Here is an 18,975-nt window from a genome sequence, read left to right as displayed (position 1 = left end):
CAATTAGGAGACACGCCCTAGCCGCGTCGACACCGCCCGAACGCCTGGGGCGGACAATGGGATCCGCCGAACTCGGCCGTGAAACCGGCGACGCAGCAGGACCGCTCCTGGTCGGCTGGGTCGGCACGATCGCGACCCTCCCGGTCGGATTCGTCGCATTCGCGGTGCTCGCGGCCGCCGGCGCGATCACCGCGACTCGCCTACCCCGCACCCCATCAACACCCTCCACCAGGCGAGGGCAACCAACAGGAGGCCCACGATGACCGATCTCCCGAGGCTGCTGCTGGTCGAGGACGATGCCCGCCTCGGCCCGCTGATGGCGAAAGTCCTCGGCGCAAGGTGGAACGTCGAGCTGGTGGCGGATGGTGAAGCGGCGCTCACAACCGCCCTGGCGCGGTTCTTCGACGTCATGGTCGTGGATCGTCGGTTGCCTGGGATGGACGGTGCGGCGTTGATCGCGGAGCTCCGGCGGCGTCGGATCAGCACACCGGTCCTGATGCTCACGGCGCTTGGCAGTCTGCAGGACAAGGTGTCGGGGCTGGACGCCGGCGCGAACGACTACCTCGTGAAACCGTTCGAGTTCGACGAGTTGAACGCGCGGCTTCGCGCCCTCACTCGTGACTACACCGGCTCCGGCGATCGTGTGGAAATCGGCAGCTGGACGTTCTACCCGGAGGACCGATCCATCGACTCGCCCTACAGCGGCCGTGTGATGTTGACTCACGCGGAGACAGCGGTGCTCCGCATCCTGACCGCCGAACCCGCGAGGACCTTCTCCCGGCAGCATCTCCTGTCCGCGGTGTTCGATCACGGCGAGCCAGGGACCGTCGACACGTACGTGCACTACCTCCGGCGGAAGACCGAACCCGACCTCATCACCACCGTCCGCGGTATCGGTTACCGCCTCGGAACCCCCGCCTGACCTCGCCCACTCCTGCGACCCCCGATTGACCGCGGGCTTGTTACCGGCTGTAGCGGATGACCCAGGTGCGGGCCTTCTGCCACGTTCCGTCCGGGTGGTAGCCGACCGCGGCGAGCTGCTTCGTGACGGTGTTGCGTTCGTCGGGAGAGACCGCGGTCAGCAGCCACACGGACTTCGCGTTACCGATCGTGCCGGGAAGGTCGGTCAGTGGCCGTTGGGTTTCCCACAACCCGTCGGCGCGCACGGCGGGCGATTCGAGGAGCGGGTCGCGAATCCCAGCGAACGCGGCGGGGTAGGTCTCCTCGATGATGCGGGATGTTGCCAGGGGGTGTCGTTCGAGAGGTCCGTAGACGATTGCGTCGTCCTGTCCGGCCGGCTCCTTCGCCCGTTCGCTGCGGATGAGGGCAGCAACCTGGTTCCAGGCGGAGTCGTCCTTTGCGGTCACGGTGCGCTGCTGCACCCACGTGGGCGCTGAGAGTGCGGCAGCGACGATCACGGCGGCTGCGATCACACGCCGCACGACCCGGTCCGGGACGACCGTCACTGCAGCGCCCATGCAGAGCGCGGCGGCGGGAGCGCCGAACGCCACGTATCGGGGTGAGTACAGCGGGTTCGTCACGAGCGACGCGACGATCAGCACAACGGTCGGGACGACAGCCCAGGGAAGGGCGACCGCCACCAGGCTCCGGCCGCGATCGGAGCGGAGTGCCAGCAGCGCGCCACCGGAGGCGACAACGCACCCGAACACGGCGAAGGCAGGGTTCTTGGTGAACCACTGTGTGAGCAGGACCTCTTGCACCGTGTGCGTGCTGATGTGCTGGATCCAGTCGATCTGAGCCGACTGCTCGGACGACGTCAGAGCGAGGGGTGTGAGAGCAGCGACGGTGATCCCCGCGGCGGCAACCCACGACCAGGCAGCACGCCACAGGGGTCGTTTGCGAGTGTTCCGGCGGATCAGCGGCAGCGCCGCGGTGATCCCGTGTCCGAGGGTCACAAGCACCAAGTACAAGAACACCGCGCCACCAAGTACAAGAACACCGCGCCACCAAGGACCGACAGGGCCACGTAGGCGATCCACCATGGCCACGCTCGCCCGCCACTGGTCATCCGCCGGTGGGCGATCACGAACACGATCGTCGCCGCGACGGCGATCAGTGTTGCCAACGCGAAGGAGCGTCCCTCGGAGCCCATCCACGTCACCCGCGGCATGAGGGCGAAGAACGCACCCGCGAGCACTCCCACGCGGACGTCGACGAGCAGGCGGCCGAGGACCACGACGAGTCCGGCTGCAGCACCCACGGCAAGAGCCGACGGGAGCCGGAGCGTGAACGGCGAGTACCCGACGAGCTGGAACCACAGGTGCATGAAGCTGTAGAAGGTCGCGTGGACGATGTCGACATGGCTGACCTCACGGCCGAGGTCAGCCCAGGGGCGTCCCGCCGACACGACCGTGGCGGCTTCGTCGTACCAAACCGATGGCACCCAACTGAACGCCACCGCGACGAGTGCCGCCGCAGCGCCGACCACAACCGGGGCGGCCCCGCGGCGCTCTCGAGCCACGTCGGGCCGGCCGATTTCTGGTTGCGCGCGAGTGAGCACGGCACTCATCAGCGGGTTCTCGCATCCGTGGTCCGCTCGTCGGTGACGTGCGCCGGCACGGAACGCTCAACCGGTGCGGCGCCGTGCCTGCGCGTCGGGCGATCCCGTCGCCTCACCTGCTCCTGCTGCACGGCAGCCACAAGATGACGAAGGACCACCCACACCGCGGTCGTCCACAGCACACTCGCGACGAGATCGCTGGGGTAGTGCACCCCCAGGCTCAAGCGGGACACCGCGACCAGAACGATCGCCACGACCCCGACGATGAGCGTCCCCACTCTGACTCGCCCAGCCGTGACCGTCAGGATTCCGAGGACGACCGCGGTGATCAACGCGACGTGCCCGGACGGGTAGGACCAGCTCTCAGCGGCCGCATGCACACCGGGCAGCACCGGCCGCGGCCGGTGCACGAGCAACTTCACCAGCTCAACCGACAGCCACGGAACCACGGCCGTAACAACGAACTGGTCGGCCCGGCGGACGTCAGCACGCCACCACACGACAGCGGCGACAACGGCAATGATCAGGACGCCGCCGACCGGCTCCAGCACCATTCCGATGCCCGTGGCGATCGCGTGTCCAGTCGCCGGTACGTGCGCGAGGAGCAGCCGGTCGACACGCAACTCTGTGACTCCGACCTGCGGCACGGCGGTGAGGACGAAGCCCGCAACCAACACCAGCACAGCGACCAGAAACGACACGACGACTTCCGGCGTGCGCAGACGCCGACTCACATCACTCAGCATCGAGCAGCCCCTCACGCTCAGCCTCAACAGCCACCGCGACAAGCGCGGTGACGCCAGTAGCGGCACTCAACAACACGCCGCCGCCCACGGCGACGAGAACCCACATGACAGCCATCACCAGTTACCTCCGACCACAGCGTGGGAGCGGCGTGCAAAGGAACGACTCAGAGACCGCAGCACCTCCGACCCGGGCCGGGTGGGGTCGGTGTGTGGTTTCTGTGACCACCCCGATGAGAGTGGTTCGCATGAGTGACAGGACGAAACGGCGGCAGCGAGTATTCGACCTGGTGTTCCTTGTCGGTATCGCGTTGAAGGGCCTCGACGGCGTTGGTGAGCTCCTGCTCGGGTTACCGATGCTGTTCCTCCGCCCGGCACAGATCACCTCACTGGCCCACCTGGCAACGGCGCGTGAGCTGAACGAGGACCCGCACGATCTCATCGCGCACCTGCTGCTGCACGGGGCATCAGCACTGAGCGCGGACGCAGCACTGATCGCCGCCGTCTACCTCATCATCCACGGGCTAGTGAAGGTCGCGATCGTGATCGCGATGCTCCGCGGATCCAGCCGCGTGTATCCCTGGGCGATCGCTGCACTCGGCGCGTTCCTGGTGTGGCAGTGCGCGGAGATGATCCTGCATCCCTCAGCCGGTGTTGCCGCGCTGAGCATCTTCGACGCCATCATCATCGTCCTGACGTGGCGAGAGTGGCGGCAACACCGCAGCCTCCACGACGCGTTCCGCTCCACGTTCCCCAGCGCGGTCCGTCGGTGGCGCCAGTTCCGTACCGGCCGCCGGACAGTAGCAACGACACGTCCGACTCGATGACCGGGTGCTGGGCCCAACCCACTCGGAGAGTGAGCGGCTCCGCACGATCTGAAGGCGCGATGCCCCAGCCCCGTTCCGGTCCAGCTTTCGGATTCACGATCCCAGCGTGAATTCGGTCTGACTATCCCCATCCAAACCTCGCTGGACCTGGTCGCCGTGATGCGTCGGCGCCCGCTCCCGTGGCGTATCCATGCGGAAGCACCAGGCCGGGGGCGGCGCAGTTGAACCGACGGCAGCGGCACCACACACGTTCCGCCCATGTGCGAACATGGATGCTAGCGTTGCGTACTGCACCCAAGGGTGCAAGTGCGCACACGGGCTGTATGCATTCGGGTTGCATCGAGCCCGTGTGCGCCTGCCTAATCACGCCGAGCATTCTCGCGGGGCTTGCCGTGCGCGCCTCCACTACCGCCACCCTCGAGCGACGTGCCGCGTGCCGTAGGGTGAGCAGGGGGATCACAAGAACCTCGGCAGTGGCGAAGGGCGGTCCTGCCGGCGCGGTGATGTGTGCTCCGCATCGGCCAAGGGACGCCGAACGTCCGGGGCGGCTTGCGTGCTCTCAAGGGTGCAGGTCATGGTTGCTACTGACCCTCCCGATCCTGACAGCCGCGCCGAGGCTGAGGATCTCGACTGGGTGGCAGAGAGCCTGACCGGCCCCGCCGCCATCAGCAACCCGGCCGGTAGCGCGCCCGGGTCAGGTGCGTGGCCGTACGTCGCGCTGATCACCGTCGCCTCCGTCCTCGGCCCCCGCATCACCAGAACCCGGTCGTCCCAAAACGGCGGTCGCAGTCGCGCCATCTGATCTGCGGAAAGGAGCCGCTTCCGCCCCCGCCGCCGGTCGCATGGCGACTTGGATGGGACCGGCTCGGAGAGCGCGGCAACCGTGCCGGCTGCGTGGTACGCGGGCGGGAATCGTGTTGGTGGGTATGCTCTGGGTGTCACCACGCGGGAGCCCACGGTACTGGGCTGAGAGGAAGCCACAGCTTCGACCGCTGAACCTGTCCGGGTCATGCCGGCGAAGGAAGTGGGCTTCCATGCACCGTTTTGTTGCGCGTCCCGTCGGTCACGCCGACACTGTTCCACCCGCCACCTCGGCGGCGGTGGCTCGCCGAGCGGTTCGCGGTGCGGTGCTCGGGAACTTCGCTGACCAGTTCGACATCTTCCTCCCCGTGATCGCGCTCGCCCCCGTCAGCGCCGCACTGTTCGGAGCGAACGCCGCGTGGGGAACGGGGTGGGTGTTCGTCGCCACGCTCCTCGGCCGGCCCGTGGGCGCGGCCGTGTTCGGTCCCGCGGCGGACCGCTTCGGACGCTCCCGAACCACCCGCCTCGTGCTCCTTGGTGTTGCCATCTGCACTGGCTGCATCGCGGTGATCCCCGGGCATGAGGTCCTCGGTATGGGGACGATCGTCGCGGTGATCATCCTTCGGTTCATCGGCGGGGTGTTCCTCGGCGGCGAGTACACGGCCGCGGTGCCGCTCGCGATGGAATGGTCTCAACCGCATCAGCGTCCGGTGCTCAGCGGCCTCATCATGGCGATGTCGCCGCTCGCGAACGCGGTGATCGCGGGCACAGTCACGCTCCTTCTCGCGACCGCCGGTCCGGCCGCATACGCGGAGGGACTGTGGCGGGTGCTGTTCCTCGCCGGAGCGGTGATCGCGGTGATCACCCGGGCGGCCTACGCGCGCACCCTCGACCCGCAGCGAGACGAACCCGCCGCGCAGCCGGTCCGGAGCGCGGCGCACCGGCGGGAGCGCGGGCCGCTCCACGAGGTCCTGCTCGGTGCTGACCGGGGCGCCTTCGTGCGCTTGTTCGCCCTCATGAGCGGGCTGTGGGTCCTGACGGACATGGCGGTCCCAGTGTTCACTGGCCGTTTGAGCGTGGCCCTCGCCTCCCCGCAGGCCGTCGCGATGGTTCTCCTCATCGCTACCGCCGTTTCCGCGGTGGGGATCTTCGGCGCCGGGCTGCTGTCGCGCCGTGTCGGGTATCGGCGTTTCTTCAGCGCCTCCGGGATCCTCGCCGCGATCGCTGCCCCGATCGCGTTCGCTGCCATTTTGGGCCGGGCGGGAGCGGACGGAATCGTCACGGTCGTCGTGCTCGCTGCGCTGTTGCAGCTGGTCACGGTCTCCGGCTACGGGCCGGTCGCGGCGCATCTGTCGGAACAGTTCCCCGCCGGGTCGCGGTCCACGGGCTACGGGCTGGCCTACAGTCTCTCGATCGTGATCCCCGCGCTCTACCCGTACTACCTGCCACCCCTTGAGCAATTGGTCGGCGCCACCCCCGCGGTCGCCAGCCTGATGTTCCTCGGCGGCGTGCTCGTGGCCGTCGGTGGCCTGCTGCAGCGCCAACACCGCCGCCTGTCTGCGGCCGGAGCAGCCAGGGCGGCCGGCACAGCCGTCCGGTGACCCGGCGCTGATGCCGCACCGTCGACGGGCGTACTGGCGCGGCAGTGGTGTTATCGTCGTCGCATCCACACGGGGGCCCTCGCAAGGGCTGAGAGCGGGCTGACGCGGCCCGAGACCGTTCGAACCTGTCCGGGTCATGCCGGCGAAGGAAGTAGGACCTCTGATGGATTCCGCCATGCGTTCACACACTCTTGCGTACGTGGAGGATGCCGAACACGGCGTTCGGGTGCCGGTCACCCAGATCCGGCTCGACCCCAGCCCAGACGGTGCCGACAACGGCCCGTTCACGGCGTACCGAACGGAGGGTCCTGGGAGCGAGGCGACCGTCGGCCTCCCGGCGTTCCGCCAGCCATGGATCGAAGATCGCGGCGACACCGAAACGTACGAGGGTCGGGCACGAGACCTGCAGGACGACGGCCGGACCGCGCAGCGCCGTGGTGCAGCGTCCGCCGAGTGGCGCGGCCGCCGGTCGCAGCCGCGCAGGGCGAGCGACGGGAAGACCGTCACGCAAATGCACTACGCACGCGCCGGCGTCATCACGCAGGAGATGCGGTTCGTCGCATTGCGGGAGAACTGCGACGTGGAACTCGTCCGCGCCGAGCTCGCCGCCGGCCGCGCGATCATCCCGAACAACATCAACCACCCCGAATCCGAGCCGATGATCATCGGGAAGTCGTTCCTGGTGAAGATCAACGCGAACATCGGCAACTCCGCGGTGACAAGCTCCATCCGCGAAGAGGTCGACAAGTTGCAGTGGGCGACGAAGTGGGGTGCGGACACCGTCATGGACCTCTCCACCGGCGACGACATCCACACCACCCGCGAGTGGATCCTCCGAAACTCCCCCGTCCCCATCGGCACCGTGCCGATCTACCAAGCGCTCGAGAAGGTCAACGGGGACGCCAACGCCCTCACCTGGGAGATCTACCGGGACACCGTGATCGAGCAATGCGAGCAGGGCGTCGACTACATGACCGTGCACGCAGGCGTCTTGCTCCGCTACGTTCCGCTCACAGCGAACAGGGTCACCGGCATCGTTTCCCGCGGCGGATCGATCATGGCCGGATGGTGCCTGGCGCACCACCAGGAGAACTTCCTTTACACACACTTCGACGAGTTGTGTGCAATCTTCGCCCGGTACGACGTCGCGTTCTCCCTCGGTGACGGGCTCCGCCCCGGGTCCACCGCCGACGCCAACGATGCCGCCCAGTTCGCGGAACTCGACACCCTCGCCGAGTTGACCAAACGTGCGTGGAAGTACGACGTGCAAGTCATGGTGGAAGGTCCCGGGCACATCCCGTTCCACCTGGTGCGGGAGAACGTGGAACGTCAGCAGGAGTGGTGCGACGGGGCGCCGTTCTACACGCTCGGTCCGCTCGTGACCGACGTCGCTCCGGGCTACGACCACATCACGTCGGCGATCGGCGCCACCGAGATCGCCCGTTACGGCACCGCGATGCTCTGCTACGTCACCCCGAAGGAACACCTCGGCCTGCCAGACAAGGACGACGTCAAGACGGGGGTCATCACGTACAAGATCGCCGCGCACGCCGCGGACCTCGCAAAGGGCCACCCTGGCGCAAACGAGCGTGACGACGCGCTGTCGAAGGCTCGATTCGAGTTCCGGTGGCGGGACCAGTTCGCGCTCGCACTCGACCCGGTCACCGCCGAAGCGTTCCACGACGAGACCCTCCCCGCCGAGCCGGCGAAAACCGCCCACTTCTGTTCCATGTGCGGCCCGAAGTTCTGCTCCATGCGGATCTCCCAAGACATCCGCGACCAGTTCGGGGACGCCGGCGACCAGGAAGTCATCGCCGGAATGCGGCAGAAATCCGAGGAGTTCCAGCGGGCCGGCGGGAGGGTTTACCTCCCCGCACCCACCATCGGCGCCTCCTGACGGGTCTGCTCGCTGCGTGCTGTCGTCGCCCTGAGTCACTCGAAAAGGCGAAGCCGCAGCTCGGGCTTGACGCTCACAATGAAACGCTGATGGCCTCGCCCCAGTTGGGGCGAGGCCATCAGCACCAGGTACTACTTCTTCGCAACCGGCTGGGTCAGGGCGCGGAGCGCTTCCTTGGCCGCATCGACGGCAGCCTGGTCCCGCTCGACCGTCGCGGCTGCGGTCGTAACGGCCGCGGTCGCGGCGTCGTTCGCGGCAGTCGTGGTGGCGATGACGGTCGACAATGTGACCTGGGCCTGGTTCAGGGCGGCCAGATCTGGGCCCAGCTGCGCCTGGGCCGCGGCCTGGACACTCGGGTCCGTGGCGGCTGCCAGCGCAGCCTGATCGGCAGTGACGGCGTCTTGCGCCGATGTCACGACTGCCTGCGCAGCAGCGACCTGCGCGTCACCGTTGGTCTCCACGGCAGCCGCGGCGTCCTGCGCCTCGGTGAGGGTCTCCTGGTCGGCGGTGAGCGTGTTCTCGGCGGCGTCGAGCACCTTTGCCGCGGCAGCCTTCGCCTGACCGGCGGCCTTCGCGGCAGCAGCCTTCTTCGATGCGGCGGCCTTCGCAGCGGCAGCCTTCTGTGCCGCTGCCGCGCGAGCAGCGGACGTCGTGTGGGTAGCCGAGTGAGCCGGGGCCGCGTTCGCCACACCAGCACCCGTCAGGGACAACGCGCTGGCAAGAACGACCGCGCCGAACGCGGTGGTGATGGTTTTCTTCATGGTCTCATCTCAAAACGCTCGCCCGGCGGTGTGTGGGCTGGTGGAACCCCTCCTGCAGGGGCAATGCAACAGTACGAATCTCCTCGGGGACGCGCTTCCCCCAGTTCGAGCCGCCCGCTGGGTTAGCCGTGGGTGTGGGTCGCCCAACGTGCGGTGGTCTTTTGGTACAGGACCGCGTTGCCGTCCTGTTGCATCACCAGGCGCATGCCGGTGCCGTGGTACCGGCTCGTGCTGGACGCCCACCGCGCCTTGCCTTGTGCGTCGTAGATCACGAGGTTCCCGTCGGCCTGCAGCGTGAACCGGCTGCCGTGGTACTGCGACGTGCGGGATGCCCACTTCGCTTTCCCGCTGATATACACCACGAGGTTCCCGTCGGCTTGCATCACCAGCTGCCGCTTCCCCGCGGTGTCCCACAACGACTGCCCGGCGGTGAGGGTGCTCGCGGGCGTCATCGTGTCCGCGCCTGGAGCGCCGTTGTGCCACCGGACCGTGCCGCCGGTGAGGACCCGCACGTCACCCCGGTCAGTGACCGTGAGGATGTTCGACGAGCCAGTCCGGCTCGTATGGGACGCCCACAGCGCCTTCCCGGCCGTGCTGTAGACGACGAGGTTCCCGTCGGTCTGCATCGCAAGCGTCGCTCCCGCATTGCCTGACGTGTTTGATGCCCACAGGGCGCGGCCGTTGCCGTATTCGACGAGGTTCCCGTCCTTCTGCATGTCGAGGCGGTACTGCTGCAACGGCGAGTGGATTGATGTCCCTCCCGGAAGCCGCACCGTGCCGGCCGAGACCTTCGTGCCATCCTTCGACACACCACTCGACGGCACCGAAATGGGTGTCGGCGTTGGGGTCGGTGTCGGTGTGGGAGTCGGTGTGGTGGTCGGTGTGGGTGTCGGTGTGGTGGTCGGGCAGGTGGATGCGAAGGGGAGCAGCTTGGTGAGGGCTGTCCAGTTGGGGCTGCCGAGTCCGGTGACGAGGTCGTAGCCAGGGCCGGCGGAGTCGGTGCCGTTGCTGCCGGACGTGACGTCGCGGAACGCTTCCGGGTGGGCGTAGAGGGCAGTGTGGATGTCACCGATGCCGGTCGTGCATCCGCGCGCGGCCAGGGTCGTGGTCAGCTGCGCTGCCAGGACCGGGGATGCAAGACTCGTGCCGCCGCCGAGGACCCACCCGCCGAGGGTGCCGGAGTAGATCCCGATACCGGTGTTCGGGTCCGCGACAGCGGAGACGTCCGGCACGAGGCGGCTGCTCCCGGGGATGCCGGTGTTCGCCTGGTACGCCGGGCGGGCAGCAGTAGAGTAGCCGCCGCCGGAGGAGCCGTTGCTGTTGCCCCACGCCGTCTCGGTGAAGGTCGAACCGTTGTTCTGCAGCGTCGTGCCCCCGACGCCGATGACGGCAGCCGATGATGCCGGGTAGTTGACCGTCGTCGTACCGCCGCAGGTCGTGCCGGTGTCGCCGGAGGAGGCGAACATGGTCGCCCCGGCGCCGACGATGCGGCTGATGCCGTCCTCGAGGACTGTGCGGTACTGGTCGGGCAGCGACGCCTCGCAAGTTCCCCAGGACATGCTCACGGCTGAGATGTGCTGCGCGGCGACGTCGTTCGCGATCTGCGTGTAGGCGTCGTACATGCCCTGAATAGTGGAGGGCACGAAGTAGATACGCTGCGCGGCCTTCGGCGCCACGGCGAGGAGCGACTCCTGATCCAACGCAACCTCGACGTCGCCGTTGCTGCCGTCGAGCTGCGTCGCCGATGCCCCATCGATGGGGACCTCGGTGACCTGCGGCAGCGGCAGTGCCGCGGCCTGCGCGTACGTGGCGAGGTCGGAGGACTTCCACCCGGAGAACTGCACGGTCGCGATCGTGGCGCCAGAACCAGCGGTCGGATCCGCCGGCACCGAGTACGCGGCGGCAAGGTCACTGACCGGCCGGCCGGGCACCGCGGTGGGTACGACTACCGGCCGCTGATCCAGGCCGAGGACGCTCGACACGGCGCCACCGAACGCGGCGGGCATCGTCGGCGTCGTGGTCGGATGCATCGTTTTCCCGATACCGACGACGGCGACCTGCAGCAACGCTTCCGCCTGACCTACGGTGCCGGTAGCGGTGAGCTCCCACGTGCCGGTCCTCGTGACCGTGAAGCCGGCCCGCTCCAATGCGGCACGGACGAGCCCCCCGCGTCCAGCGCGCGGTGCGGTCGCATCCACGCGGCCGCGTCGCTGTGCACTTGATCCAGACGTCGTCGTACCCAACCGCCGCAACGTAGAACGATCATGCGGCGTGAGCACGACGGTGAGCGTGACCGGGGTCTCCGAAGGTGTCGCGGTAGCCGTTTCCGGCGGCGCTGCGCTCGGGGCGGACGGAACCACCTTTCGCAGCACATCCGACGCAGAAGCGGCCTGCGGCGCGCTGAGGGCGCCCGTCATGGTGAGGATCGCTGCGGTGATCGTGGCGGTGAGAGCGAGGGCGTGTCCGGACTGCCGGACTCGTCGGGGTGTCATTACGCGAAACCCTACGTTCCCGCGGCCGCCGGATCACGCCCCAGCACAGGGGGGGGCTTGCGGTCCGCTGTTGCGCGGGCGGTCGAGTCACCGACGGCGATCGCCGAACTCGCGACGCTGGGGACGGAAGCGCTGCGAGCACCCAGCTTCCCGCCTCCGCCTGGATTCCGGCGCCTGAACATTTGCGCGCACAGCACGTCCGTTCCTAATCAACGGGCGTCGGACCCGCTGCGGGCGTTTGGGCGGGGGAGAAGCCGGGTCCTTGGTAGTTAGCGGGACGTGCCTGTTTCCCGGCGGAGGGTGGTGCTTGGGTACTCGCCATGACGCTCCATGTAGGACTGCGCCAAGCGCCCCAAGTGGGTGAATCCCCAGCGGCGGGCGACGCCACGGACCGTGGTGGCGTCCGGGCCGCCGCGGAGAAGGTCATGGCGGGCGTAGTCCAGGCGGACGTCGCGGAGGTACGCCGTGGGGGTCCTGCCGGTCGCCCGTTGGAAGCCTTCCTGCAGGCCGCGGGCGCTGAGGCCGACGGCAGCTGCGACGTCGGCGACCGTGAGTGGCTGATCCACGTGGTCGGATGTATTCGATGGCGCCTCGGATGCGAACGTTCCAGGGCTGCTGCAACGCAGATCTCAGTCCGTCGGCGTGTGGCCGGTACATGCGCAGGAACACAGCCGCTACGTCTCGGGTGGCCTCGTGCCAGAGCAGGGAATTGATACCCGCCTCGCCGAGTGCCCGGGAAGCAGCCGACACACTCTCCCGCCACCGCAGCACCGCACCAGCGCTCGGCACCTGTCGGTATTGGAACTGCAACCTTCCGCTGGTGAGTGCGTACCGTTCCGCGGCAACGTCGTGCACGAGGTTCCGGTTGGGGTGCACCAAGCGTTGGTCGTAATCGGTGGCGGTCGACACAAATTCCCGGTCGGGCGGGAACAGGAGCGGCTGGTGCAGCTGCTGCTGCACGTCGTCGACACCAACATCGACGACGGACGAGCCGGCGTCGATCCATTGCACGATGTAGTCGTCGTCAGGCGTGATTTCGCCCTGAACGAACCCCGTCATTTGTGATCGTCGCAGCGTCAGAGCCTCGTCGCCTGCAGCCATGTACCGGTACCGGTAGGGGGCGCCGGTTTCGCGACTGTTCCACCGCTTCCCGCCGTACAGCCCCGGCAGCGTCGCCATCGCCTCGTCCACCGTGAAGCCAGCTGCTGCGACCCGCACCGCCGTTGCCGCGTCACGTTCAGGTTCGAAGCCGTTCGGGCGTGGCATCGCTAGGGACCGTCCGTGGGGCTCAACGAAGACCACGACGGATGGTCCTCCGCGCTGTCCGCTGCGCGGGGAGCCGCGGGGGGTTGCTCGAGCGGAGGGCGCCGGCGAGGCGGGTGGAGAACCGGGCGATGGTCATTGCTTCCTCGTCCGACAGCTCGTCTATGACCTCGACCAGCGGGGCGTGGATGTGCGCATACGCAAGGGCGATGTCCTCGACGGCGGTCCCCGTAGGGATCACGACGATGCCTCGCCGGTCCTTCGGATTCGGCTGCCGCTCTGCGCGGCCCGTGTCGACGATCCGATCGATGAGCTTCGTGACCGCCGGGGACGACAGTCCTATCGTCCGAGCCAGACGCGTGGCGCTCATCGGCCGCCCCTCGCGTGCAGACTGCACCAGGTGGAGCAGCGCCAACGCGTCAAGCGGCCGCATCTGCAGCGCACATACCGCCTGCTCGTCCGCGTTATGCGCGCTTTCGCTCAATGCCTGCAGGCCCGCAATCGCTGCCAGCCCGGCTGCGGACCGCGGCTGCTGCGCGTAAAGGTGCTCCGGAACCCGGGGCGTCGGACCGTCATCCATCGTGTTCGCTCTCCCGCTCTCGGCACCTCGCCGCCTGTCGGGAATAGTCTCATAACGCACGCCAATCTGCTAACTTGGCGAATAGTTAACCGAAGCAGGTATCGCCTGGCATGGTGGGCCAGACGCTGTGGATCAGCAGTGTCAGCACACGAAGGAGACACCCATGTCGAACACGGCAGGAACCCCCGGACGCCACAATTCCGGCATCCGCCGCACCTGGAGCGAGACGACGTCGGCGCTGAAGACGACCGAGTTCTACGCGTGGATTGTGGTGTCGTTGGCGATTCTGATCGCGTCCGCGGTCGTCGACAACGGCGATGACGGGCAGGGTTTCGGCGCGGATCACGCCTGGCTCTATGTCGCGATCGTGACGGCTGCGTACATCGTCAGTCGCGGGATTGCCAAGGCTGGCGTCAACAAGCCCGAATCGGACACGCGCGACGTCAACGGCCGGAGCATCACCGGCCGCTGACGCAGCGCCCTCAAGCCAGCTCTGCGGCGTTTCGGGTACACCGCGGAGCTGAAGGGGCCGTCCCGTTGCGGAATACCGCGGCGGGACGGCCTACCCGATCACCCGCCCATCACCTCGGCCGGACTCCGCCAGCGTCGATCACGACGCGGTTGCCCGTCCGCCTGCTGGTCCCCCACGGCTCCACCGCGCCGGTGATGAAATCACCCGCCTCCATCCGCGCCCCAGAACACCTGCAGCAACTCAGGTCGGACGCAGGGTGAGCACGTCGCCACAACACACCATCCATCAGGTGTCGCGACCACCGCAAGAACCCGACGATCGTCTACTGGGCGAGGGATTCGTAGCTTTGCCCGTGTGGGCCGACGAACGCGACAGGGTTCTCGTTGACGGGGACGACCGTTCGTCGGCCTAATGCGCGAGGCAGCTGCTCAGCAACACGGCCCAACACCGATTCTCCCTCGTTGCTGACCCACGCCACGTGCTCCAGCGACCGCATGAGGGCCGGAGGGCAGCCGCCGCGACGCTGCGGCGGCTGCCCTGGGCTCAGACAATACGTCTGAGCGTGAAGTCCGGCACCTATGTGAAGCCCTCGATGAGCCATTCGACGTCCGCACGGTTCACACCGTGGCTACCCCAACGCGCACGCGTGGAGACGTCGTCGTACGGAGTGCGCACCGGTATGCCCTTCGGGTTGCTGACAGCGGCACCCGGCCTCCTGCGCCCGGCAGCGGCCGGTGATCGTGGATCGGTTGCCGAACATGGTTCCTATCGTGGCCGCCGGGACCGGCGGGATGTGTCCGGCTCGCGCAGCGCGAACCGATCTCCTCCACCAGTGACCACGGCGGGCCCTGGCCGGCTTACATCAAGACCCGGTTCCTCGCTCGTGAGGCGGCCGCTCTCGCCGAGGCAACGAATCGAGCAGGCGACGCTGCCCGGGAGGGCGGGGTGGCGGGCGCTGGTCCACGCCCACCACCCCTGGTGCCTCGATCAGGGGCAGAACGACGCTAACGGTCGCACGTGCGTGTCCGTCGGAGACGCGCCCCGACTGGCGGGAACGGTGCACTGGCATTCACCGGCACTGAGCTGGTCGTTCCCAGCGCAGCGCTGGCGTTCCTGCTGCTCCTTCTGACCCTGGTCTACCGCCGCCGCCAGCAGGGCCAGGAGAACAGCTCCTAACCCGCTGAACAGTTGATAGCACGGCATGGGGCCGGTTCCGGTTGGGACCGGCCCCACTGCCTTCCCGCAACTCCTCCCACCTGATAGGCGCGGCAGATGGACCACCCAGACGGGACGCTCGGGCACCCCTCGGAGGCAACTATCCCGGTGCTACAGCAGCTCCTCACGGCGGCGTGTCGACGACGCCTGAATACTGAGCAGGTATCGACGGGCGAAAAGTGAGCACCTCCGATACGTGTTGGAGGTGTGATCACGGTGGAGAACTGGGCCGAGATCCGTCGACTGCATCGGTCGGTCGGGTTGTCGCAGGCAGCGATCGCGAGGTCGCTTGGTATCTCGAGGAACACGGTCGCGGCGGCGTTGCGGTCAGATCGGCCGCCGAAGTACCAGCGTGCGAGCCGGGAGGTGAAAGCGGACCGGTTCGAGCAGCAGATCCGTGCGCTGCTCGCGGCGTTCCCGACGATGCCCGCGACGGTGATCGCGGAACGGATCGGTTGGCCGCACTCGATGACGACGTTGAAGGTCAGGGTCGCTGAGATCCGGCCCGACTATCGCAGCGTGGATCCTGCTGACCGGCTCTCGTTCGAACCCGGCGAGCTTGCGCAGTGTGATCTCTGGTTCCCGGCGGTGCGGATCACGGTTGGTGGCGGTCAGGATCGAATCCTGCCGGTGTTGGTGATGGTCTCGGCGCACTCGCGGTGGATTGAGGCGGTGCTGCTGCCGTCTCGGCAGGGCGGTGACCTCACCGCGGGTATGTGGGAACTGCTCCAGCGCTTTGGCCGCTGCCCACGAGGTCTGCTCTGGGACCGGGAAGCCGCGATCGGGGGAACTGGACGCGTGACACCAGTCGCTGCAGCGTTCGCGGGGACATTGGCGACAAGTATCCGGCTAGCGCCACCGCGGGACCCCGAGACCAAGGGCATCGTCGAGCGAGCTAATGGCTACTTGGAGACATCGTTCCTGCCGGGGCGAGTGTTCGCATCCCCAGCGGACTTCAACACGCAACTGTCCGCCTGGCTGGTCCGCGCGAACACCCGGACCGTCCGAGCGCTCGGCGGCCGGCCCGCGGACTTCATCGTCCGCGACCGGCAAGCGATGATGCCGCTCCCCGCCGTCGCCCCAGCAACGGGGCTAACGCTGCGGGTTCGGCTCAGCAGGGACTACTACGTGCGCGTGGATGGCAACGACTACTCCGTCGAGCCACGACGGATCGGCCGATTTATCGACCTCCGCACCACGCTGACCGAGGTCCTCGCGTTCTGCGACGGGCAGCCGGTCGCCCGTCATACCCGGTCATGGCAGGCCCGCCAAACGATCACGGACCCCGACCACGTGCAGACAGCTGCTGGGCTCCGATCCCGATTCCAAGCCCAACAACGCTCCGCTTCCTCGCGGCGCCACACGGACGGACACCCCGTCGCGATCCGCGCGTTGACGGACTACGACACCCTCTTCGGCGTGAACTTCGACCCCGTGCAGCCAGGCCCCGCCGCCGAAGCCACCTGAACTCACTCACCCAGTGCCCCCACCCTGCTTTTCGAGGTTTAGGGCGCTTTAGCCACCCAGATAAAGGAGCAACCCGATGGCGCCACCAACGAAGACCACTGACGAAGACACGGTCACGAGCCCACCGACGGAACGGGTCGGCTCGCTGGCTTACCTTGCCCGAGCGTTGAAGACTCCAACGATCGGGAAGGTCTGGGAAGACCTCGCCAGCCGAGCGCGGGACGAGAACTGCGCGCACGAGGAATACCTCGCGCGGTCCTGGAACGCCAGGTCGCGGACCGGGAGTCCGCGGGCACGATCATGCGGATCCGGACCGCGCACTTCCCGCAAATCAAGACGCTCGAGGACTTCAACCTCGACCACCTCCCGTCCCTGCGACGGGACGTGTTGGCGCACCTGGCGACGTCGACGTTTGTCGCGAAGCGGGAAAACGTGATCCTGCTCGGCCCGCCCGGCATCGGGAAGACTCACCTCGCGATCGGGCTCGGCGTCAACGCCACCCATGCCGGCCACAGCGTCTTGTTCGACACCGCGAACAACTGGATCGCCCGCCTCGCGGCCGCACACCACCAAGGCCAGCTCGAGGCCGAGTTGAAGAAGATCCGCCGCTACAAGCTGATCATTGTCGACGAGATCGGCTACATCCCGTTCGACACCGACGCCGCGAACCTCTTCTTCCAACTCGTCGCATCCCGTTACGAGCAGGGCTCGATCACGGTCACGAGCAACCTGCCCTTCGGCCGATGGGTGAGACCTTCGGCGACGACGTCGTCGCTGCAGCCATGATCGACCGGCTCGTCCACCACGCCGAGGTCCTCACCCTCTCCGGCGACTCCTACCGCACCCACGGCCGCCGCGACCTCCTCAACCAGGGCGGACGCGCAGACCAGAGCTGAGCTGAGCGCCAGCGGTCGCCGGAGTTTGGGGCGACTTTGGGGAACGTGACAAATTTGCGGAGACCCCAAAGTCACCGCCCGACGGACCTGAAGCGGACCAGGGTGCTCACTTTTCAACCGTCGAGAACAGCGCAGTATTCACCAGGCGTTGACACGGCGAGCCGAGCCGAGAAATCAGCACCCCCCCCGACCAACGACGCGATGCGTTCCGGCGCACTCGGGCGCTTCTGCATGCCGCACGCACCCTCGGGTACACGCCCCAGGTCCTCGCCGACGCCCTCGGCGTCAACACCGGCGGGCTGCACACCCACATGGGCGTTTCGTACTCGATTCGGCCATCAGCATTCATCGCGCTGCTCCTTGATGAGGACGCCGCACGGCTACGAGCAGCACTACGGGACCCGGACGGAACCGAGATCCCGCTCGACACCGTTTCCCTGCTGGCCTGGTACCTCACCGCCTCCGTCCGCAGGAGTCGCTAGCGAGGTCGCTGGGGTTTACTCGGCGGCATGCATCGGGTACTGCTACGTGAGGTCGTCATCGACGCGCCATCTGAAACCTTTGCGGCGACCCGTGCCTTCTGGGCAGCCGCCCTGCTCACCGAAGCGCAACAAGTCGAACGGTTCCCAGAGTTCACCGTGATGCCGCAACCAGCTGCCCTGTCCTGGGTAGGACTGCAAAACATCGGCCCCGAGAAGACTGCTCGGTACCATCTCGACATCGAGACGGATGACGTCGACTCCGAGGTTAACCGCCTCAAGCAGCTCGGGGCCGTGCAGGTCGCCGCCGGAAGGGCATGGGTGGTGATGCAAGACCCCTCCGGCCTCCTGTTCGACGTTGTTCCCGCCGAATCCCCTTGGTTTGAGGAGCGGTCGCGACTCGTCCAGTAGAGGATCGGCCACCGGGCACGCCGGCCCCTCTTCCCCGGCAAGCTCCCCGCCACGAATTCACGACACAACGTCCCTGGACGTCGCAGTGGTCACAGGTCGAGCAGGTTGTTCCGCGCGCTGCCGTCCCAGTTGCAGTAGAGGACAATCCGTCCCGGACAGTGCAACACCCGCACGGCCCGATGCCGAGCACCCTCGAGGTAGAAACCCACAGCACCGGACTCGATCAGGGCGACGGCTCTGACCTGATCGATCTCGCCCCACGGGCCGCTGACACCGTCGATCTCACCCTCAGCACTGACTTCGCACTCGTGCACCACAAGCTCCTCGCACACGCCCGGAAGCCGAGCTGGCTGCTTCCGTCTCGAGGCTGGTTGGCCGGTCACACGAGCCCCTCCCTTCGAGTGAGTTGCTGGAATCGCTGATCGAGGCGACGTCTCACTTCCATGATGCGACGACCCGCTCATCCTTCCCCAGACGACGAGCTCGTTCCCGCCGTCGTGTGAACCCAGATGTGTCTCAGTTGCCGGTCTTGGGTTCAGCCGGTCGTTG

17 protein-coding genes, 1 pseudogene and 2 riboswitches are annotated in these 18,975 nt (G+C 67.5%); of the genes and pseudogenes, 9 read left to right on the top strand and 9 right to left on the bottom strand.

Annotation, left to right across the window (positions count from 1 at the left end; genetic code table 11):
- Nucleotides 1–259 precede the first annotated feature (259 nt).
- A complete protein-coding gene (locus J7E22_RS16310; protein WP_214982896.1) occupies nucleotides 260–922 on the top strand; it encodes a response regulator transcription factor in 663 nt (220 codons plus the stop codon).
- 40 nt (nucleotides 923–962) lie between these two features.
- Here J7E22_RS16310 and J7E22_RS16305 read toward each other — a convergent pair whose 3' ends face one another.
- Genes J7E22_RS16305 through J7E22_RS18050 form a run of 4 tightly spaced genes read right to left on the bottom strand, consistent with a single transcriptional unit; the run spans nucleotide 963 to nucleotide 3,382 of the window.
- Nucleotides 963–1,937 (bottom strand): hypothetical protein, encoded by a 975-nt coding sequence (locus tag J7E22_RS16305; RefSeq protein WP_214982895.1) that lies wholly within the window; start codon nucleotides 1,935–1,937, stop codon nucleotides 963–965.
- The gene (locus tag J7E22_RS16300) at nucleotides 1,913–2,530 is read right to left on the bottom strand and encodes a hypothetical protein (RefSeq protein ID WP_214982894.1); all 618 of its coding nucleotides are present in this window, start codon (nucleotides 2,528–2,530) and stop codon (nucleotides 1,913–1,915) included. Before J7E22_RS16300 ends, J7E22_RS16305 begins: the two co-directional genes overlap by 25 nt.
- Entirely contained in the window at nucleotides 2,530–3,267 is a 738-nt protein-coding gene (locus tag J7E22_RS16295) for a phosphatase PAP2 family protein (RefSeq protein WP_214982893.1), read from the bottom strand. The genes J7E22_RS16300 and J7E22_RS16295 overlap by 1 nt, the downstream gene beginning before the upstream one ends.
- Entirely contained in the window at nucleotides 3,257–3,382 is a 126-nt protein-coding gene (locus J7E22_RS18050) for a hypothetical protein (RefSeq protein ID WP_285439941.1), read from the bottom strand. Before J7E22_RS18050 ends, J7E22_RS16295 begins: the two co-directional genes overlap by 11 nt.
- A gap of 130 nt (nucleotides 3,383–3,512) precedes the next feature.
- Here J7E22_RS18050 and J7E22_RS16290 point away from each other — a divergent pair, with 130 nt between their 5' ends.
- From J7E22_RS16290 to thiC, 3 genes are all read left to right on the top strand, one after another.
- On the top strand, nucleotides 3,513–4,091 hold the full coding sequence (locus J7E22_RS16290) for a DUF2127 domain-containing protein (RefSeq protein ID WP_214982892.1): 579 nt from the start codon (nucleotides 3,513–3,515) through the stop codon (nucleotides 4,089–4,091).
- 935 nt (nucleotides 4,092–5,026) lie between these two features.
- Nucleotides 5,027–5,132: riboswitch (TPP riboswitch) on the top strand.
- Nucleotides 5,126–6,493: an MFS transporter gene (locus tag J7E22_RS16285; RefSeq protein WP_214982891.1), complete on the top strand. Its 1,368-nt coding sequence runs from the start codon at nucleotides 5,126–5,128 to the stop codon at nucleotides 6,491–6,493. (Overlaps the previous riboswitch by 7 nt.)
- Nucleotides 6,494–6,552: 59 nt before the next feature.
- Nucleotides 6,553–6,661, top strand: a riboswitch (TPP riboswitch).
- Nucleotides 6,630–8,390, top strand: a complete 1,761-nt coding sequence (gene thiC, locus J7E22_RS16280; protein ID WP_214982890.1) for a phosphomethylpyrimidine synthase ThiC — start codon at nucleotides 6,630–6,632, stop codon at nucleotides 8,388–8,390. (Overlaps the previous riboswitch by 32 nt.)
- A gap of 131 nt (nucleotides 8,391–8,521) precedes the next feature.
- Here thiC and J7E22_RS16275 read toward each other — a convergent pair whose 3' ends face one another.
- From J7E22_RS16275 to J7E22_RS16265, 3 genes are all read right to left on the bottom strand, one after another.
- Nucleotides 8,522–9,151, bottom strand: a complete 630-nt coding sequence (locus J7E22_RS16275; RefSeq protein WP_214982889.1) for a hypothetical protein — start codon at nucleotides 9,149–9,151, stop codon at nucleotides 8,522–8,524.
- A gap of 122 nt (nucleotides 9,152–9,273) precedes the next feature.
- Nucleotides 9,274–11,181 carry a S8 family serine peptidase gene (locus J7E22_RS16270; protein ID WP_214982888.1) on the bottom strand — a complete coding sequence of 636 codons (1,908 nt, stop codon included), beginning with the start codon at nucleotides 11,179–11,181 and terminating at the stop codon, nucleotides 9,274–9,276.
- A gap of 731 nt (nucleotides 11,182–11,912) precedes the next feature.
- A complete protein-coding gene (locus J7E22_RS16265) occupies nucleotides 11,913–12,209 on the bottom strand; it encodes a helix-turn-helix transcriptional regulator (RefSeq protein ID WP_214982887.1) in 297 nt (98 codons plus the stop codon).
- A 127-nt stretch (nucleotides 12,210–12,336) separates the two neighbouring features.
- On the opposite strand from J7E22_RS16265, the gene J7E22_RS16260 reads away from it, so the two are divergent.
- Nucleotides 12,337–12,708: a hypothetical protein gene (locus tag J7E22_RS16260; RefSeq protein ID WP_214982886.1), complete on the top strand. Its 372-nt coding sequence runs from the start codon at nucleotides 12,337–12,339 to the stop codon at nucleotides 12,706–12,708.
- Nucleotides 12,709–12,931: 223 nt separating this feature from the next.
- Here J7E22_RS16260 and J7E22_RS16255 read toward each other — a convergent pair whose 3' ends face one another.
- Nucleotides 12,932–13,486 carry a MarR family transcriptional regulator gene (locus tag J7E22_RS16255; protein ID WP_214982885.1) on the bottom strand — a complete coding sequence of 185 codons (555 nt, stop codon included), beginning with the start codon at nucleotides 13,484–13,486 and terminating at the stop codon, nucleotides 12,932–12,934.
- Between the two features lie 163 nt (nucleotides 13,487–13,649).
- On the opposite strand from J7E22_RS16255, the gene J7E22_RS16250 reads away from it, so the two are divergent.
- The 4 genes and pseudogenes from J7E22_RS16250 to J7E22_RS16235 all read left to right on the top strand — a co-directional run bounded on the left by J7E22_RS16250 (nucleotide 13,650) and on the right by J7E22_RS16235 (nucleotide 18,426).
- Nucleotides 13,650–13,958 carry a hypothetical protein gene (locus J7E22_RS16250; RefSeq protein WP_214982884.1) on the top strand — a complete coding sequence of 103 codons (309 nt, stop codon included), beginning with the start codon at nucleotides 13,650–13,652 and terminating at the stop codon, nucleotides 13,956–13,958.
- Between the two features lie 1,422 nt (nucleotides 13,959–15,380).
- Nucleotides 15,381–16,640 carry an IS21 family transposase gene (istA, locus tag J7E22_RS16245; protein ID WP_214982883.1) on the top strand — a complete coding sequence of 420 codons (1,260 nt, stop codon included), beginning with the start codon at nucleotides 15,381–15,383 and terminating at the stop codon, nucleotides 16,638–16,640.
- A 76-nt stretch (nucleotides 16,641–16,716) separates the two neighbouring features.
- Nucleotides 16,717–17,536: pseudogene (istB, locus tag J7E22_RS16240) on the top strand (IS21-like element helper ATPase IstB).
- A 509-nt stretch (nucleotides 17,537–18,045) separates the two neighbouring features.
- Nucleotides 18,046–18,426, top strand: coding sequence for a VOC family protein (locus J7E22_RS16235; RefSeq protein ID WP_214982882.1), 381 nt, complete (start codon nucleotides 18,046–18,048; stop codon nucleotides 18,424–18,426).
- 89 nt (nucleotides 18,427–18,515) lie between these two features.
- Here the strand turns inward: J7E22_RS16235 and J7E22_RS16230 are convergent, their stop codons facing one another.
- A complete protein-coding gene (locus tag J7E22_RS16230) occupies nucleotides 18,516–18,740 on the bottom strand; it encodes a hypothetical protein (RefSeq protein WP_214982881.1) in 225 nt (74 codons plus the stop codon).
- Between the last annotated feature and the right edge of the window lie 235 nt (nucleotides 18,741–18,975).

Origin of the sequence: Curtobacterium sp. ISL-83 (genome assembly GCF_018613895.1) — a bacterium.
In the GTDB taxonomy this organism is placed as follows: Bacteria; Actinomycetota; Actinomycetes; order Actinomycetales; family Microbacteriaceae; genus Curtobacterium.
This window is presented reverse-complemented; position numbering and strand designations above follow the sequence as displayed.

What these genes read in the sequence shown, in the direction of transcription:
- thiC (WP_214982890.1), top strand. Translation starts at nt 6,630, where the DNA reads ATGCCGGCGAAGGAAGTAGGACCTCTGATGGATTCCGCCATGCGTTCA.
- J7E22_RS16235 (WP_214982882.1), top strand. Translation starts at nt 18,046, where the DNA reads ATGCATCGGGTACTGCTACGTGAGGTCGTCATCGACGCGCCATCTGAA.
- J7E22_RS16275 (WP_214982889.1), bottom strand. Translation starts at nt 9,151, where the DNA reads ATGAAGAAAACCATCACCACCGCGTTCGGCGCGGTCGTTCTTGCCAGC.
- J7E22_RS18050 (WP_285439941.1), bottom strand. Translation starts at nt 3,382, where the DNA reads ATGGCTGTCATGTGGGTTCTCGTCGCCGTGGGCGGCGGCGTGTTGTTG.
- J7E22_RS16290 (WP_214982892.1), top strand. Translation starts at nt 3,513, where the DNA reads ATGAGTGACAGGACGAAACGGCGGCAGCGAGTATTCGACCTGGTGTTC.
- J7E22_RS16255 (WP_214982885.1), bottom strand. Translation starts at nt 13,486, where the DNA reads ATGGATGACGGTCCGACGCCCCGGGTTCCGGAGCACCTTTACGCGCAG.
- J7E22_RS16300 (WP_214982894.1), bottom strand. Translation starts at nt 2,530, where the DNA reads ATGAGTGCCGTGCTCACTCGCGCGCAACCAGAAATCGGCCGGCCCGAC.
- J7E22_RS16310 (WP_214982896.1), top strand. Translation starts at nt 260, where the DNA reads ATGACCGATCTCCCGAGGCTGCTGCTGGTCGAGGACGATGCCCGCCTC.
- J7E22_RS16295 (WP_214982893.1), bottom strand. Translation starts at nt 3,267, where the DNA reads ATGCTGAGTGATGTGAGTCGGCGTCTGCGCACGCCGGAAGTCGTCGTG.
- J7E22_RS16250 (WP_214982884.1), top strand. Translation starts at nt 13,650, where the DNA reads ATGTCGAACACGGCAGGAACCCCCGGACGCCACAATTCCGGCATCCGC.
- J7E22_RS16270 (WP_214982888.1), bottom strand. Translation starts at nt 11,181, where the DNA reads ATGCATCCGACCACGACGCCGACGATGCCCGCCGCGTTCGGTGGCGCC.
- J7E22_RS16285 (WP_214982891.1), top strand. Translation starts at nt 5,126, where the DNA reads ATGCACCGTTTTGTTGCGCGTCCCGTCGGTCACGCCGACACTGTTCCA.